At 63.8% G+C, this 16126-nt stretch carries 12 protein-coding genes; 6 read left to right on the top strand and 6 right to left on the bottom strand.

The genetic code is table 11. The features are described from left to right. Window positions 1-176: 176 nt before the first annotated feature. The 4 genes from NGM68_RS08640 to NGM68_RS08625 all read right to left on the bottom strand — a co-directional run bounded on the left by NGM68_RS08640 (window position 177) and on the right by NGM68_RS08625 (window position 5956). Window positions 177-2687, bottom strand: coding sequence for a methyl-accepting chemotaxis protein (locus tag NGM68_RS08640; RefSeq protein WP_252701235.1), 2511 nt, complete (start codon window positions 2685-2687; stop codon window positions 177-179). After that, window positions 2684-3967 (bottom strand): ABC transporter substrate-binding protein, encoded by a 1284-nt coding sequence (locus NGM68_RS08635; protein ID WP_252701234.1) that lies wholly within the window; start codon window positions 3965-3967, stop codon window positions 2684-2686. The genes NGM68_RS08640 and NGM68_RS08635 overlap by 4 nt, the downstream gene beginning before the upstream one ends. Window positions 3968-4211: 244 nt before the next feature. Beyond that, window positions 4212-5168, bottom strand: coding sequence for an electron transfer flavoprotein subunit alpha/FixB family protein (locus tag NGM68_RS08630; RefSeq protein ID WP_252701233.1), 957 nt, complete (start codon window positions 5166-5168; stop codon window positions 4212-4214). Beyond that, the gene (locus NGM68_RS08625) at window positions 5165-5956 is read right to left on the bottom strand and encodes an electron transfer flavoprotein subunit beta/FixA family protein (RefSeq protein WP_252701232.1); all 792 of its coding nucleotides are present in this window, start codon (window positions 5954-5956) and stop codon (window positions 5165-5167) included. The genes NGM68_RS08630 and NGM68_RS08625 overlap by 4 nt, the downstream gene beginning before the upstream one ends. A 353-nt stretch (window positions 5957-6309) precedes the next feature. Between NGM68_RS08625 and NGM68_RS08620 the strand changes: the two genes are divergently transcribed. The 5 genes from NGM68_RS08620 (at window position 6310) to NGM68_RS08600 (ending at window position 12616) form a co-directional block, all read left to right on the top strand. Beyond that, the gene (locus NGM68_RS08620) at window positions 6310-6822 is read left to right on the top strand and encodes a TRAM domain-containing protein (RefSeq protein ID WP_252701231.1); all 513 of its coding nucleotides are present in this window, start codon (window positions 6310-6312) and stop codon (window positions 6820-6822) included. A gap of 199 nt (window positions 6823-7021) precedes the next feature. Beyond that, window positions 7022-8887: a DUF4129 domain-containing protein gene (locus NGM68_RS08615; RefSeq protein ID WP_252701230.1), complete on the top strand. Its 1866-nt coding sequence runs from the start codon at window positions 7022-7024 to the stop codon at window positions 8885-8887. Beyond that, window positions 8884-9582, top strand: coding sequence for a DUF7269 family protein (locus NGM68_RS08610; RefSeq protein ID WP_252701229.1), 699 nt, complete (start codon window positions 8884-8886; stop codon window positions 9580-9582). The genes NGM68_RS08615 and NGM68_RS08610 overlap by 4 nt, the downstream gene beginning before the upstream one ends. Beyond that, window positions 9579-10874 carry a DUF58 domain-containing protein gene (locus NGM68_RS08605; protein ID WP_252701228.1) on the top strand — a complete coding sequence of 432 codons (1296 nt, stop codon included), beginning with the start codon at window positions 9579-9581 and terminating at the stop codon, window positions 10872-10874. Before NGM68_RS08610 ends, NGM68_RS08605 begins: the two co-directional genes overlap by 4 nt. Further along, on the top strand, window positions 10871-12616 hold the full coding sequence (locus tag NGM68_RS08600) for a DUF7519 family protein (protein WP_252701227.1): 1746 nt from the start codon (window positions 10871-10873) through the stop codon (window positions 12614-12616). Before NGM68_RS08605 ends, NGM68_RS08600 begins: the two co-directional genes overlap by 4 nt. Before the next feature lie 180 nt (window positions 12617-12796). Here NGM68_RS08600 and NGM68_RS08595 read toward each other — a convergent pair whose 3' ends face one another. Together NGM68_RS08595 and NGM68_RS08590 are read right to left on the bottom strand one after the other, a co-directional pair. After that, the gene (locus tag NGM68_RS08595) at window positions 12797-13753 is read right to left on the bottom strand and encodes an AAA family ATPase (protein WP_252701226.1); all 957 of its coding nucleotides are present in this window, start codon (window positions 13751-13753) and stop codon (window positions 12797-12799) included. Window positions 13754-13890: 137 nt separating this feature from the next. Then, on the bottom strand, window positions 13891-14466 hold the full coding sequence (locus tag NGM68_RS08590; protein ID WP_252701225.1) for a DUF5518 domain-containing protein: 576 nt from the start codon (window positions 14464-14466) through the stop codon (window positions 13891-13893). A 281-nt stretch (window positions 14467-14747) separates the two neighbouring features. On the opposite strand from NGM68_RS08590, the gene NGM68_RS08585 reads away from it, so the two are divergent. Next, window positions 14748-16100, top strand: a complete 1353-nt coding sequence (locus NGM68_RS08585; protein WP_252701224.1) for an ABC transporter substrate-binding protein — start codon at window positions 14748-14750, stop codon at window positions 16098-16100. The last annotated feature ends 26 nt before the right edge of the window (window positions 16101-16126 follow it).

The following is a 16126-nucleotide window of genomic DNA, read 5'->3' as shown; positions in this document are numbered from 1 at the left end:
CCACGCGGTAACCGGTGGATTGGCTCTTCGACGTGGGGATTATTTTCCGATCTCGAACGGTAGAGAGACGTCTCGAGCAGGTACGTGTTCGTGCGTCCACTGTCCACGTGAAAACGGTTCGAGCCAGGATCCAGGGGCGAACAGACCGTTCAGCGATCGGCTGGAGTCTATCCCAACTATTCGTCCTCGGTGTCGCCGAAGGTGAACATGTCAGCGCCGTCTTCGTCAGTCGTTGTGCTGTCGACCGATTTAACCGTATCCTCAGCTTCGTAAGTCGTCCCACTTTCGTCATCCGAACCGTTCGCGTCCTCGTCTGCGTCGTCGAGGATCGGTGGCTCGTCTCGGTGGTCACCGGTTTCGCTCAACGACTCGGAAGCGGCCGTCAATCGGGCGACGTCCGGTGACTCGACCGCTGGCGGCGATTCAGCATCCGAATCCGCTTCCGTATCCGCACGGTCGGTGTCCGTCTCGAACCGCTCGAGAGCCACACTGAGCTGGGCGGCCTGATCGGTCAGCGAACTCGCGCTCGTGGTGACCTCCGAGAGCGCGGAGGTCTGTTCTTCGGCCGCGGCTGCCACGTGCTGGGATTCCCGCGAGGTCGAATCCGCAATCCCCGTCGCACTCGAAACCATGGAGACCGCCTCCTGTGTCGACGCCGCCTGCTGTTCGGTCGCCGCCGAAATTTCCTGCACGCCGTCGTTGGTTTGCTGGGCGTACCGCGAAATTTCGTCGAGCGCCGCCACCGCGTTCTCGATCGACTCGCTGTGAGCGGCGATTCGATCGGCCGTCCCCTCGATTTCGGCGGCCGTCGTGTGCGTCTGGTCGGTGATCCCTTCCAGTCGATCCTCGATGTCGTCGGCGGTCGTCTTCGCGTCAGCAGCGAGTTCCTTGACCTGGGCGGCAACGACCGCGAAGCCGCTCTCGCGATCCTCGCCGCTGCCGCCGCGGGAGGCCTCGATGTTCGCGTTGAGCGCGAGCATGTTCGTCTCCCGGGCGATGTCGGAGATGAACTCGACGAGTTCGTCGATCTGTTCCATCTCCGCCTCGAGGGCGGCGATCGCTTCGACGGCGTCTTCGGACTCGGCTTCGATCTCGGCCATCCCGTCGATAGCCTCCTGAGCGGCCGCCCGGCCCTTTCGACCGGTCTGGGCCGTGCGCTCGGCGATGTCTGCCACCTCGTTCGAGGATGCGGCGATCTCCTCGGTCGTCGTCGACAGTCCCTCCATCTCGCTCGAGACCGCCGCGAGTTCCTCGTGCTGGCGATCAGCGCCGTCGGAAATCTCCTGGACTGAGGCGGTCACCTGCTCGGACGCCGAGCGAACCTCCTCCGCGCTCGCGGTGACCTCCTCGCTGGCCGTCGCCACCTCGTGGGCGAACGCCTTGACGTGGCTCGTCGTTTCCTCGAGTTCCTCGACCATCGCGTTGAACGAGTGGGCGATGTCGGTCATCGCCTCGCTCTCACTCTCGGAATCGAGTCGCTGGGTCAGGTCGCCGGCAGCACACGCTTCCATCACCTGGCGGTACTCGTCGGCTTTCGACTCGAGGTGGCGGGTCATCGCTTCGGACTCGGCACGGGCCGTTTCGGCCTCGTGACGAGCCGACTCGGCCTCCTGAATCTGGGTTCGAAGCGAGTTTCGCATGCTGTCGAACCCAACGAACAGCTGGCCGATCTCGTCGGTTCGATTCGTCTCGAGATCGACGTCGAGGTTGCCCCGTTCCATCTCCTCGGTTCGATCACGCAACCGCGTCAGTGGCGTCACGGTCTGTCGCCCGAGGACGACGCCGACCAGCCCGAGCGCGAGAAGACTCACACCGAGCATGGCGAGGACGTTTCGGCCGACATCCGTCGCGACACCGTAGGCATCGGCGGTTGCGACGCTCGTGACGGCCACCCACTGCGTGTCCGCAACCGGGACGTACGCCCGGACGAAGCCGTCCTCTTCGGCGACGCTCATCCGACCGCCGAGGGCGGCTTCTACCGCCGAGCTATCGACGTCCGAGGCGTCGAACGCCGTCTCCGATGGCTCCAGCACGCTGGTGTCGTCGGCGTCGACGATGATGGTTGAGGAGGCGGCCCCCGGCTGATCGAGCTGGTTGACCCGGTACTCGAGCGTCCCGATGAGGACGACGACCCGGTCGTCGTGTCCGTTGACCGGGCTGGCAAAGGCCATCACCTGATCGCCCAGCGTGGCCGATTCGTAGGCCTCCGGGGAGTTCCAGATCGCCTCGTCGGCGCGGAGTTCGGCCGCGAAGTCGACGTCCGTCCACGGTTCGCCAATGTCAGCGAGTGCGACGCCTCGACGCTGGGCGTCCGTGCTCGTCTCGATTTCGCCGCTCGAGGTGTCGACGACATGTATCGCCCGAACGTCGACGGAGAGTCGCGCCTGCGATTCGACGACCGCCCCCTGGACTTCCTGGACGTCGTCGGATCGAAGCGTCGCGTCGGTCGACGTCGTACGAGTCTGGACGCGCATCGTCTCGACCCAGTCGCCGATCCCCTCCGCCTGGAGTTCGGCCGTCGAGGCGAGTTGCTCCGTCGAATCCTCGCGAACCGTTTCATCGATCTCGGCGTAACTGACCGCGCCGACCGCACCGATGACGAGCGTGACGGCGAGAATCGAGATGACGAACTTGAGCAGGTACCGTCGTCGGATCGGTCCCGGAACGAGGCGAGCGAGTCGGCTCATTGGACGGACACCTCCTCGAGGGTATCGATACCGCCATCCACCGATTCGTCGAACGCCCAGTACTCGAACGTCGCGTCGACGGTGTCGCCGTTCTCGTCGAACACGACCGAACTCGAGGCGCCCTGATACTCGACAGGATCACCAGCCGCAGCTAACTCGAGGCCTTCGCCGAGGTTCTCGGGCGTGACGACCGTTCCCGGTTCGGTGGTCACGGCGTTCATCGCGCTCCTGATCGCCGTTCCGTCGTTCTGGCCGGCGAACGCGTTTGCGAGCAACAACACCGCCGACGCGTCGTAGGCGTGGGCCGTGAAAATTCCGGGCTCGGTCTCGTACTCGTCGACGAACAACTCGTTGAACGCTTCCGCACCGGGGCCAGCGGTCAACGGGGCTGTCCCACGAATCCCCTCGAGGCTGTACTCGACGTGATCCTGAAGCGTCCCGTCGCGCAGGCCGTCGGTGACGAGCACGTCCTCCTCACCCCCAGTTTCGAAGAAGTCGGTGAAGAGTTGCGCACCGGTCTGGGGATAGCCGATGATGATCAGCAAGTCGGGGTCGTCCGTTCGTGCCCGCTCGAACTCCGCCTCGAACGTCCGGTCGTCGTCCTCTCCCTCGAGCGGTTGAAACGGCACCTGCGCGGTCACCGTCCCGTCGTGGTCAGTCTCGAACGCCTGGGTGAACGCCTGGCTCAACTGCCAGCCGTAGTCGTTGTTCACGTAGAGGGTCGCCGCGCTGGTGTGTCCCAGATCCGTAGCGGCACGTTCGGCGAGAACGACCGCCTGCAAGGAGTCTGAGAGCGCGGTTCGAAACACGAGACCGCCGTCGTTCAGCGCGGTAATCGTCGGACTCGTGCTCGCTGGTGAACAGGTCACGGCCCGGTAGGGAATCAACACCTGCTGAGTAACCTGCAGGGTGACACCCGACGCCGCCGGGCCGTTGATCATCGGATAGCCCGCGTCGACGAGCTTGACGGCCTCCTGTATCCCAACTGCTGGATCAGCGGCGGTGTCGGCAACTGTAACGTCGAGATCCATCGAAACGTCATCACGAACCTGTTCGACCGGGAGGATCGCCGCATCTCGTATCGGTTCACCGACAGCACCGAGGTCACCGCTCAATGGTTGCATGATGCCGAGTTTGATCGTCCGATCGGTGCCACCGACGTCATCAGTCGACGTTCGGGAGACGAATTCGGAAACGTCGTCGAGACACCCTGCTAACGCACCAAGCCCACCAACACAGAGACCTGACAGCAACTCGCGTCGTCTCGGAGAACTGGTCATACACCTGTATATGAGATAACCTACATAATTGTACCGGCAATTAGTAGAAAAACTACAATATACATACCATAAATAAATGAATGGGTGTTGTAATAATTCTTCAAATTTTGCCACGCCAGCGCCACGTTTGTACCTGGCGATAGACTGTTATGCAGCGACGACCTCGATGTGTGCTCGAGGAGCCAGTGGGGACGCCCCTCGAGGCACACCGATGATAAAGACGAAGCCGGTTGCTCGAAACGGCTCAGGAGAACTGCTCGATCAGCGCGGGCACGACGTCGAACAGGTCGTCGTGGATCGCGTAGTCGGCGATGTCCATGATCGGCGCGTTCGGGTCGGTGTTGATCGCGACGATCGTATCGGAGCCTTTCATCCCGGCGACGTGCTGGACGGCCCCCGAAATGCCGATCGCGATGTAGACGTCCGGCGTGACGACCTTCCCCGACTGGCCGACCTGACGGTTTGCGGGCAGCCAGCCGGCGTCGACGATCGGGCGCGAGGACGACAGCGTCGCGTCCAGCGCCTCCGCGAGCTCGCGAACCAGATCGAGGTTATCCTCCTCGTCGATCCCGCGGCCGACCGACACCAGCACGTCCGCCTCGCTGATGTCGACGTCGCCGCCGGCGACCTCCTCGAAGCCGGTGACCGTCGAGCCGATCGCGTCCTCGTCGATCTCGGCGTCGAACGCCTCGATCGTCGCGTCGCCCGCTGCTTCCGTGGGCGCCCACTCGGCTCCACGGATGGTCGCGACGACCTGGTCGCCGTCGACTTCCGTCGTCGTCTCGACTTTCCCGCCGTACATCTCTCGCGTGGCGACGAGCGTCTCGCCGTCGGTCGCGAGGTCGACCGTATCGGTGACGAGCGGCACGCCGAGTCGGGTCGCGACCGCGGGCGCGTAGTCGAGGCCGTTGACGCTGTTAGGGGCGAGGACGTACCCTGGCGCGAGTTCGTCTGCAAGCTGAGTGATTGCCTGGGTGTAGACGTCGTGGTTGAACTCCTCGCCGTGGGCGACGGTGTGGATCGTGTCGACGCCCTCGAGGCTCAGCGCGTCCGCGAAGGTCTCGACGTCGCCGCTAATGACGGCCACGTGGAGATCCCCGCCCGTTTCGTCGGCGAGTTCGCTGCCGGCGGTGACGACCTCGCGACTGACGTCGCGGAGTTCGCCCTGGCGGTGTTCGGCGACGGCCAGAACGTCGCTCATTGGGCCACCCCCTTCTCGCGCAGGAGATCAGCGAGTTGGGCAGCGGTGTCCTCGGCGCTTCCCTCGTAGACGGTCGTGTCGCTCTGGCTCTCGGGTTCGTACATCTCGGTGAGACGGAGGTCACCGGCGACGGTGCTCGCGTCGACACCGAGGTCGTCGAGCGTCTGGTGCTCGAGTTCCTTGCGCTGGGCCATCCGAATGCCCCGCAGGCTGGCGTACCGTGGCTCGTTGATCCCCGTCTGGATCGTCAGGACGGCCGGCAGGTCGATCTCGGTCAGCTCCTCGATCCCGCCCTCGAGTTCGCGGTGGACGGACGCCGTCTCGGCCCCGTTCTCGAGGTCGAGCTGGTTCACGACGGCCCCCCACTGGTAGCCGACGGCCTCGGCGAGCGCGACGCCGGTCGCCCCGAAGCTGTCGTCGCCGGACTGGACACCCGTCAGAACGAGGTCGGGTGCTTCGGCCGCGACGACGGCCTCGAGAATCGCGACTTTCGCGCCGACGTCGAGCAGGTCGACGCCCTCAAGGGCGTCGTCCCAGACGCGAATGGCGCGGTCGGCGCCTTTCGCCAGCGCCTGCCGAATGGTCTGTTCGGTGTCTTCGTCGCCGATGGTGACGGTGACGACCTCGTCGACGATGCCGTCTTCCTCGAGCTGGACGGCTTCCTCGATGGCGTAGTCGTCCCACTCGTTGAGATCGGCGCCGAGATACCGCTCGTCGATGGCGGTGCCGTCGATTTCGAACTCGTCGTCGACGGTCGCAACCTCCTTGACCGGTACGAGTACCTTCATCACTAGGGAGTTGTGCTCTCCTGTGCGTAAACGTTTTCGAAACGGCTATTATCGGGTATTCGGTTGATTTGCCGTTTTGGTGCTCCTCGGGGAGCGACACCGTGATTGAGACACCACCTGACGATCGCTGTAGTACGGTAACGATGCGCTGTGGCTACAGCGATCACTCGCGAGTACGCGAACCGATTGACTGGTCGCTCGAACCTGAACCAGTGGTTACTCGAGCGTGTAACACTGGCCACTCGAGCGTGAGATCGGTGAACCCAACACACTCTCCCAAACTGGTGTTTCGGGTCGTTGTGGCGTCGTTTCCGTTCCGGAAGCGGTTTAACGATTCCACGGATACTAGGGGTATGGCGGACTGTCCACTCGCAGATGACTGCCCGAAGTTTTCTGAGCGCATTACAGGAATGGGGTGTACACACTACGGTGACCGCGGCGGCAAAGAGTGGTGTAACCAGTACAACCAGCCCATCGACGATCTGAAAACCCAGCCGGTGAAACGCGGCGAAGAAGTGGTCGTCGACGTCGTCGACATGCACGAAAGCGGCGCTGGCGTCGGTCGAACTGACGACGGCTTCATCGTCATGATCGACGGCATCCTCCCGGAGGCCCGCGCTCGAGCCGAAATTACGCGCGTCCACAGCAACCACGCTCGCGCCGACGTCGTCGAACGACTGCCGCTCGACGGCGACGATGACGATGATGACGATGACGACGACGAGCCAGCAACCGATGACGACGACGAGAGCGAGGAGGCGAGCGACGAGGAGGTCGACGACGCCGAAGACGCTGATGACGGCGAAGACAGACGGCGCAGACCACGCGAGCAACTGGGCAGCCGCGAGAACTTCTGGGGCTCCTGATCGGAGTCACAGCGTGGACAGATCCTCTTTTGAGCCCCGGCAATTGCCGGGCCGATCGATGCGAGTACACCTGCGTCGGGAATACTGACCGAACACGGTGGACACACCGTTTGCAGACAGTTCTTCATCCGGAATCAGTGACAGCGGTCAGGCCGGCGGCAACAACATGTAAATAGAGCTGCTGTTATGTCTCTCTTGAATGGCGTTCACATCGGATGCAGTGAGCCGGCTCCTCGCCGTCGTCGCAATCGGGTGTGCGATCGGCGGGATCCTCCTCGCCTCGAGTGCGATGCCGATGGTCGCCTCTGACACGCCCGTCGCGGCGGCCTTCCAGGACGAGGAAGCCGCCGAAGAGCGCGAGCGAGCGCTGCAGCAGGCGATGCTCGAGGCAGCCGGGGAAGACGATCCCGACGCGGGCGACGGTGATGGTGGTGGATTCGGTAACGATGACGGCGGTGGGTTCGGTGACGGGGACGATCTGGCCGGCGGTGCCGGACAGGCCGACGGACAACTCGGTGCCGACGGCGCGTTGATCGACGACGAACTCACTCAAGCGGCGGTGCTGGCGGCCGTAGACGGCCAGGAGGAGATGTTCACGGATCCTCTCGCGAGTGAGGTTCTGTTCGGACTTGCGGCAATCTACGCCTCAATCGGCGGATCGCCGGGTGAGATGGCTGGTGCAGGGGGCGACCCGTCCGCCGTCGACCCGGCTGACTTCGACGGGGGCCTCGAGGATTACAATGGTGACATCCCCGACGACTTCGAGGACGGAGCCACCGAAGGCACGTCCGGTGGCTTGCTCGACGTCCCAACTTCCTCGAGCGGGCTCGAAGGTGGCTACGGTGATCTGGTCGACGACCAACAAACCCAGTCCGAACTCATCGAGGAGGCCGAGATGGACGGCGTCGAGACGGATGCCGACGATGCAACAGCGACGGATGGGAGTTCGTGGACGGATGGTGATGGAAGCGAGTGGGACGACTCGGGCGAACCGGAGTGGAGCGACGGTTTCGACGATGGGGACGATGACGTGCCCAGTGACGACAGAGACTGGGACGATGCCGATGGACAGTCCGATGGTGACGACGAGTGGGATGACCACGACGGCGAGTGGGATGACGGGACAGACGAGCCGCGTGACGGTTCTGCGGAATGGGAAGACGGCGATTCGGACGGGGCCGACCACGAGGAGACGGGATCCGACGTCGAAGACGGCGACGTGGGATCGGAGAGCGAGCGTGATGCGGCGAGTGATGACCCGACCAGCGACGACGACGGAGACGACGGAACCGACGCCTCGAGTGATCGAGCGAGTGATGACGGCGAAACCAACGATGAGCGCGAGAGCGACGAGGGGGACGGCGATGACGAAACCGAAGACGATGACGAAGGGAGCTTCCTCGAGTCACTCGGCGACTCGGTCGGCACACTCGGCGACCGACCGCTAGTGAGCGCACTCCTCATCGGACTCATTCTGATCGTCGGCTACCTGTTCCTGACGAACGACGACCCAATCGCCGCACTTCGGGCGCTCCCGAGCCGACTCGTCAGTGTCGCGATGGGGGCCGTCGTCGCCTGCTCGCATCTGCTCGAGCGGGCGTACACCAAACTGGCAGGGGTTCAGTCGATTGCCGAGCTGCCCGGACTCGTCCGGGGGGCGGTGATCAGTGCGCTCGCATCCCTCCGATCGAAAGCGAATTCCGTTCGATCGACGCTGCCGCTCGTCAGCACCAACGAATCTGTGAACGAGGAGGCGACGATTCCAGATACCGATCGGGCGACCGCTCGAGAGCACATCCGCGAGGCATTCGACGCCGTGGCCGCACTCTCGACGGTGTATCCCCTGTCGGTCGCGACCCCATCCGACGTCGCGACGAGCGCGAAAGCACAGGGAGCGCCGGCCGAACCGGTGGAGACGATCACTGACGCGTTCCGCGACGTCGAGTACGGCAATCGCGACCCTGCTCGCCACGTCGACGAGACGATGGCGGCACAGGATTCGCTCGCCACGACGCTCGAGAGCGACGATGAATCGTCAGTTCGCAGGAGAATGGAGGATACATGAGTCGCCCCTCCTCTACACTGGCCCTGACGCTCGTCACAACCGTCACCGCCGGCTTGCTCGTCCTGGGCGGGGCGTTGCTGTACCGACCCGACGCCCTCCTCGAAATCGTCCCCGAACTCGAGGCAGCGCTGGCGGACGTCGACCCACGACTACTCATAGTCGGACTGGTACTCCTGTTGCTGGTCGCCGCACCGACGATCGGTATCGCCGGTCGGATTCGGGCTGAGTCGCCGACACCGATCGATCCCGTGGACGAGTCGGCGGCCGTCGGGGTGTCGGCCACCTCGAGTACCACCAGCGCTCGTCAGAACCGGCATCCGGTGGGGCGTGCGTTCGAGACCCAGATCGAACAGGCAACGGCCTACGACGACCAGCCACGGTGGCTGCGAGCGGAAGCCAGAGCGGCCCTCGTCGAGTCGCTTCGAGAGATTGCCGCCGACGCCTACGCCAGACAGGCTGGCATCGAGGAGTCGGCTGCAATGGCAGCTATTCGTGCCGGCGAGTGGACGGACGATAGACGTGCCGCCGCCCTGCTCGCGGACGACGACGGCCTGTCCACGCCGCTTTCACTCTGGCTGTTCGATCTGGTGAGCGCGACCGATCCGTTCGATCGGAGCCTCGAGCACACGATCGACGCCATCGCGGAACTCCAGTCAGTCGAGGGACTCCAGATGGCGGCGGAGGGATCGGCGTGAGTCGACGACTCCCACGCTGGCAGGGAGCGCTCGTGGTCACCCTCCTGGTGAGCCTCGCAGCAGTCCTTCTCGGCGCACCAGCACTGTTCATGCTGGGCGTCGTCCCACTCGGCTACGTCCTCGTCAGCATCGTCAGCGCCGATCCGGCAACGACGCTTTCCCTCGAGCGAACGATCGACGACGATCGACCCCGACCCGGTCAGCCGATTCGCGTCACCCTCTCGATGACGAACGAGGGGGATCGCGTCCTCCCCGACGTTCGACTCAATGATGTCGTCCCCGACGACGTGCCGGTGATCGACGGCTCGAGCGCCACCGCGACGGCGATTCGCCCCGGCGAAACGGTCACCCACGAGTACGAACTGCTGCCACCCCGCGGGGAGTACCAGTTCGGATCACCGCGGGTTCGCGTCAGAAATCTCGCCTCGAGCGCACTCGACACCCTCGAACCCGACGTCGACGGGACGACGTCGTTCACCTGCGAGACGCTGCTCGATTCGTTCTCGCTGCACGATCAAACGATCCAGTATGTCGGCCGGACGCCAACCGACGACGGCGGCAACGGAATCGAGTTTTACGCCGCCCGCGAGTACCGCCACGGCGACCCTATCAATCGAATCGACTGGCACCGTCTGGCCCGAACCGGCGAGCTCGCGACGATCGAACACCGTGAGGAGCGAGCCGTCACGATGGTCTTTCTCGTCGACGACAGACGGGACGTTCACCGGGGCTCGCTCTCGGGCGGGCCGGACTCCTTCGACCTCACGCTGTACGCGGCCTCCCGGGGCCTCCTGGCCTCGCTCGAGGACGGAAACCGAACCGGGTTCGGGCTGCTCCAGCACGGCTCCTGGATCGATCCAGGAAGCGGAAGCGACGTGCGCCAACGGGTCGAAGAGACAATCGACGACGAGGCCCCCCACCGGATTCGTGCCGACGGCGGCCGTCTGGCGATCGATATCGAGAATCGGCTCCCCCGGAACGCACAGGTCGTCTTTTGCAGCCCGCTCACCGACGATACCGCGGTCGATCTGATCGAGTACCTCCGATTGCGAGGACGAGCCGTTACCGTCATCAGTCCTGACATGACGACCAGCGTCAGCGACAGCGAGAGCGCCACGGCCATCGATGCAACGACCAATACGCCACCCGGCGCGATGATTTCGCGACTCGAGCGCCGGAACCGACTCGACGAGCTACGTGGACTCGGCTCGACCGTCGTCGACTGGAACCTGGCCGAGCCGCTTTCGGTCGACATCGTCCGTGCACTGCGCTCGACAGGGGTGGCCCGATGACCGGCTCCGACCGCTCCGGATCGTCACTCCAGCCGGACGGCGGTACCTCGAGCGTGGGTCGCCGAACGTCCGAAAGACCGGGGTCGGCGGCCATCGGTGGCGAGGGTGAATCAGGGGGGAGCGGTCGGGTTGAAACGCTCCAGTCGACGCTCCTGACGCTCGGGTCGCGCGCCACGACCGGCGTTCTCGAGGCGATTCGGGGTGGGCTGGCCCAACCAACGGCGAGCGACGTCGCCGCGTTCGTCTGTACGATCGTCGTCTGTCTCGTCGTCGGCGGTTCACTGATCGGGGCGCGGCTAGCCGCAGTCGCAACCGGAGCGGGCATTGGAGCGGCACTGGCCGCGACCTTGCTCGCGAGTCGGAATCCGCTTCGTCGAGCCGTTGGCGGTGCGATCGCGGTTCCCGTCGCAGCCCTCGTCGCGACGCCCATCACGCTCGCCTGGGCCTTCGCCATTGGCATTGCTGGCTTCGGGCCATTCGCCGCGATCACCGTCTGGTCGCTCATCTTCGCCGCACTCGCCGGTACGCTGATTTCCTGGGATTACCTCGGTGACGGCGGGGCTCGACGAGCGTCGACCGGCGCGACACTCGCGCTAATTGGGGTCGTCATCGTGCTACTCGCCCGCATACTCCCCGAGGCTGGCGTCAGAGAACACGCCGGGACGGCCCTCTCGGATGCGACAGCGCTCGCGATAGACCTGGTCATCTATCCTGGTAGTCGGTCGGCAGTCCTCTCGTTTTTTGCCCTGCTATTCGTCGCGGCCGCACTCACGATGGCCACCGTCGAGTACATCCCCTTCGAACGACTCGCCCCGCCGGATCGGCGTGACGTCATCTCCACCGGCATCGGAGGGGTGAAACGAATGTGCTCGGTAGCAATCAAACTCTCGCTCGGAGCCGTCTTCGTCGCTATCCTCGCCCCCGCGTTCCTCGAAAACTTCCACGACGTTCCGTTCTCCCCACAGGACCTCCGAGGGGAGGTACCAGCTCCACTCGGCGAGTGGGTCGCGACGCTCTTGACCTCGAGTGGACTCCGGTACCTGCTAATCGCGGTTGTCGGCGTCGTTACACTCCTGGTACTCGCCGAGTGGATTCGACGGGCGCTTCGTCGCGGGCTGGCGTCGGTGCTCGTCCGCCTGTTCGCCCCGATGGTCGGCGGCGCAGTCGTGACGCTCTCGCTCGCATACGTCCTTACAGATCCAGGCGTCGAAGCCACGCTCGAGGCGATTATCCGTCGAATCGAACCGGAGACGGTCGCCGAACTGCTGCTCGCGTTCCCGACGTTCGCACTCGTCGTCGGCCTACTGGTGGTCGCACTGGGGATGCTCTCGTCGCTGTTGTTCACGGTCTCGATGCTCCGGACGTTTCGAATCCTGCCGGCGAGAGCAATCGGTGCCGCACTGGCAGCCATCGGTATCTTCGGGCTGGCACTCTCGTTGTCCGTTATCGGGCAGACCGAAACCGCGATCTGGACGGCTGCCGCAGCGTTCGTCGTCTGGGACATCGGCGAGTACGCCGACGGCATGCGAACCGAACTCGGCCGGGATGCGGCGACGATGCGAGCAGAAGTTGTACACGCCGCAGCCGCTGTTCTCACCGGAGCGGGAGTCGCCCTCGCCACCCTGGGACTGTATCGGTGGGTCGTCACCGACGCCCCGATCGTCGAGCGGTGGCTCGCCGGGGCCGCCCTCGGAACGGGGTTGCTCGCGGTCGTACTGGTGGCCTGGGCTCTCCGAAAGTAACGCCGTTCTTGGTCTATGAAAGTGTGACTCGACGCAGGAACGTCCAGCCAGTGGCTCGAGAAGCAGATCACACCCAGTGGCTCAATCCTGCGTCGTCTCTCCAATCAGATGGTCGCGCTCGAACGGTACGTCTCGAGAGCGGCCGCCACGTCGGACTCGAGGACGAGCGCCGAAGCGCACTCAGTCGTTGGCCATCGCCGGTACAGGGACGCTGTTGAGCGCGCTGTCGACGATCGTTTCTGGATCGACGCCGCGAACGTCCGCCTCCGTCGTCAACACCAGTCGATGATCGAGTACGGCGTGGACGATTGCGTGAACGTCCTCCGGAGCGACGTAATCCCGATCAGAGAGTACCGCTCGAGCGCGACTCGCCTCGAACAGCCGCTGGACGCCTCGTGGGGAGACCCCAACCTCGACACGGTTGTCCTCCCTGGTCGCCCGACAGACGTCGATCAGATACTCCCGAACGGCGGGGTCGGCGGTGATTTCCTCGGGTACCTGCTGGAGGTCAAGTACTGACTGCTGGTCGACGACGGATTCGACGACAGGAGTCCTCGAGTGTCGACTCGCCCGTCGGTCGATCAGCGTCAACTCGCCGTCTCGGTCGGGATACCCCATCGTCGTCTTGATCATGAACCGATCGACCTGGGCCTCCGGCAGCGGAAACGTCCCCTCCTGTTCGACCGGGTTCTGGGTCGCGATAACGAAAAACGGTTCGGGCAGGTCGTAGGTATCGCCGGCCACCGACACCTGTTTTTCGCCCATCGCCTCGAGCAAGGCGGCCTGGGTCTTCGGCGGGGCACGGTTGATCTCGTCGGCGAGGACGACGTTCGCGAACACCGGCCCGCGCTCGAATTCGAAACTGGCGTCGTGTTCGTTGTAGATGTGAGTGCCCGTGATATCTGCAGGCAGCAGATCCGGCGTGAACTGAATGCGCGTAAACTCGAGGTCGAGCGCCGTCGCGATCGTCTGGGCGGTCAGCGTCTTGCCCGTCCCGGGGACGTCCTCGAGCAGGACGTGGCCCTGGGAGACGATCGCGGCCATAATCGTCTCGAACAGCATATTGTCGCCGATGACGGCGGTCTGGACTTCCTCGAGAACGGCCTCACAGGTGCTCGAGGCCTCGGAAACGTTCATGATTGCTGTCAGTCACGGAACCACCATATAGCGTTCGGCCCGCCCGACTCGAGTCGGTTCACCGCTCGTCACGTTCTACTCCCTAGTAAGGACGCTCCGCTCGTCAACCATGTCTACTGTCGATAACGCGTCGCCGTTCATCGACGTCGTTCGTCTTCGTCGAGTGTGGTGAAATCAGTCTCTTCGTCCTCGAGGTCGGGTGATCCATACCTGTCTCTCACTGTCTCGCTCGACCGTGGGGACGTGTCAGTCTCGGCCCTTCGAGTCGACGGTGGTTGGTCGGCGTATCGTGCGTCCGTTTTCGACGGCGTCAATCCGAGCGAGCGCTGTATCCGCTGGCGTTGTTCTGGAAACTCCTCGGCGAGCATAGCGCCGAAGAGGCCACCGATTGCGGCGAGACCGATCGTGTACATCGCCACGAAAACGCCGAACACGAAGAGGACGAACACGAGCGCGACGAATCCACCCGCCGGAACCCCACCGAACCCGAGTCCGAGACCGAGAAACCCGACCACTAACGCGAATCCGCCGGCCACCGGGAGAAACATGACCGCACCAGAAAGGGTGCCCGCTATGGCCCCAGATCGTACGTCAGACCCCTCGAGAAAGCCGGCGACTGCCCCACCGAGGACGGTTGAAAACGGGATGAACGAAAGGACGACTCCGACTATCGCACCGATGAAGGCGTGTAGCGCCATCGACGAACGAGCCATAGGGTTACTTCGCATCGCACGGTGAAATAACAGTAGGCTTCCACGACGGGAACGATCCACGGGACGGCACGTCGAACGTCACCGCTCAAGTCCGTATCGGCCCCGGATAATTGGATCGATCGGTATCGATGATGGTGCTCGAAGGTCGCGTTCTCGTTCCTATTCACGTTCTTGTTCCAGTTATCGTTCCAATGCTCGTTCCAGTTCTTGTTCCCGTTCTCGTTCCAGTTCACCGACACCGCTACTTATGCGCTTTCGCGCCAAACAGTCACACGATTGGAATGGATCGGCGATCGTTCCTCCGTCTCACCTCCGGCACGTCGACGCTGGCACTTTCGGCACTCGCAGGCTGTGCAACTCGCGAACCGGATCCCGAACCGCCGGATCCGAACGGCGATGCAGAGCCGGACGAACCGAGAGACGAGGGAACCCTCCGGGTCGCGACAACGGAACCGTTCTTCCACGGGGACGAACCAGCCTCCGCCTGGCTAAAAGAGGAATTTGAAGACCAGTTCGAGGATGCCGAAATTGACTGGGTCGTCCCGAACGCCGGAATCGAACACTACATCGAGCGCAACCAGCGGGGCTTCTTCCCCGGCGTCGACGCGTATGTCGGACTGAGCGTCGACGAACTCGCACTCGTCGACGCAGAACTCGGAAGTGGTGGACTCTTCCGCTCGCTCAACCGTGATCGGATCGAAACCCTCGAGGGGATTCGAACCGGCCTGGAACTCGACGACCCTGACGGACGCATCCTTCCCGTGAGCACCCAGTACAGTTGCGTGCTGGTGGACGAGACGGCAACCGAGGCCCCCTCCACGCTTGACGAACTCCTCGACCCCAGTGTCACCGAGGCGGTGTTGATGCCGAAACCACAGCCTGCCGGTCGCGGACGAGGTCGAAGTTTTCTGGGCCAGTTGTACACCACACTCGGCGACGACGGGGCGCTCGAAGCGTGGGAGACGCTGGAAACGAACGGGATCGAGATCCGGGAAAACTGGATCGAGACGCTGCTAGCGTACGCCGTCGGCGAACGGCCCATGGCCATCGCGTACGCGTCGGATGCACTCGCGGCGATCGATGCGGCGGTCGAACCCGAACCAGATGAAGAAACTGATGACGATGACGAGGAGTCGGCCGACGACGACGTCGACAACGACGACTCCGACGACGGTACCGACTCGGCAGCAGACGACGAGAACGATACCGATGATTCGGACGACGGAAATGAATCCGACGACGAAAACGGAGCCGATAACGACGATGAAGACGATACCGACGATGATCCGTTCTCCGACGACAACGGAACGCCACGCCAGTATCAGATCACCTATCTCGACGGCCAAAGCTACGCAGAGCCTCTCCAGATGGCAATCTTCGATGAGGCGATTCACGTCGACCTGGCCTACACGTTCCTCGAGTTCCTCCTCACGAGAGAGGTGCAGGCTGGGCTGGCCCCACGCCTCGGCCAGTATCCGGTTCGATCGATCGTCGAACTCGAGTTCCCCGAAGAGTACGAAATCTATGCAGACTACGCAGATGAGCCGGCGACCATCCTGTCGCACTCGTACGAAACGCGTCGAACCGAATTTACCGAGTGGCTCGACACCTGGTCGGAACAGTTCGACCCCTGAGCAGCCGGAACGTTTCTGTGTGACGC

Origin of the sequence: Natronosalvus vescus (assembly GCF_023973145.1) — an archaeon.
Lineage (GTDB): Archaea > Halobacteriota > Halobacteria > Halobacteriales > Natrialbaceae > Natronosalvus > Natronosalvus vescus.
This window is presented reverse-complemented; position numbering and strand designations above follow the sequence as displayed.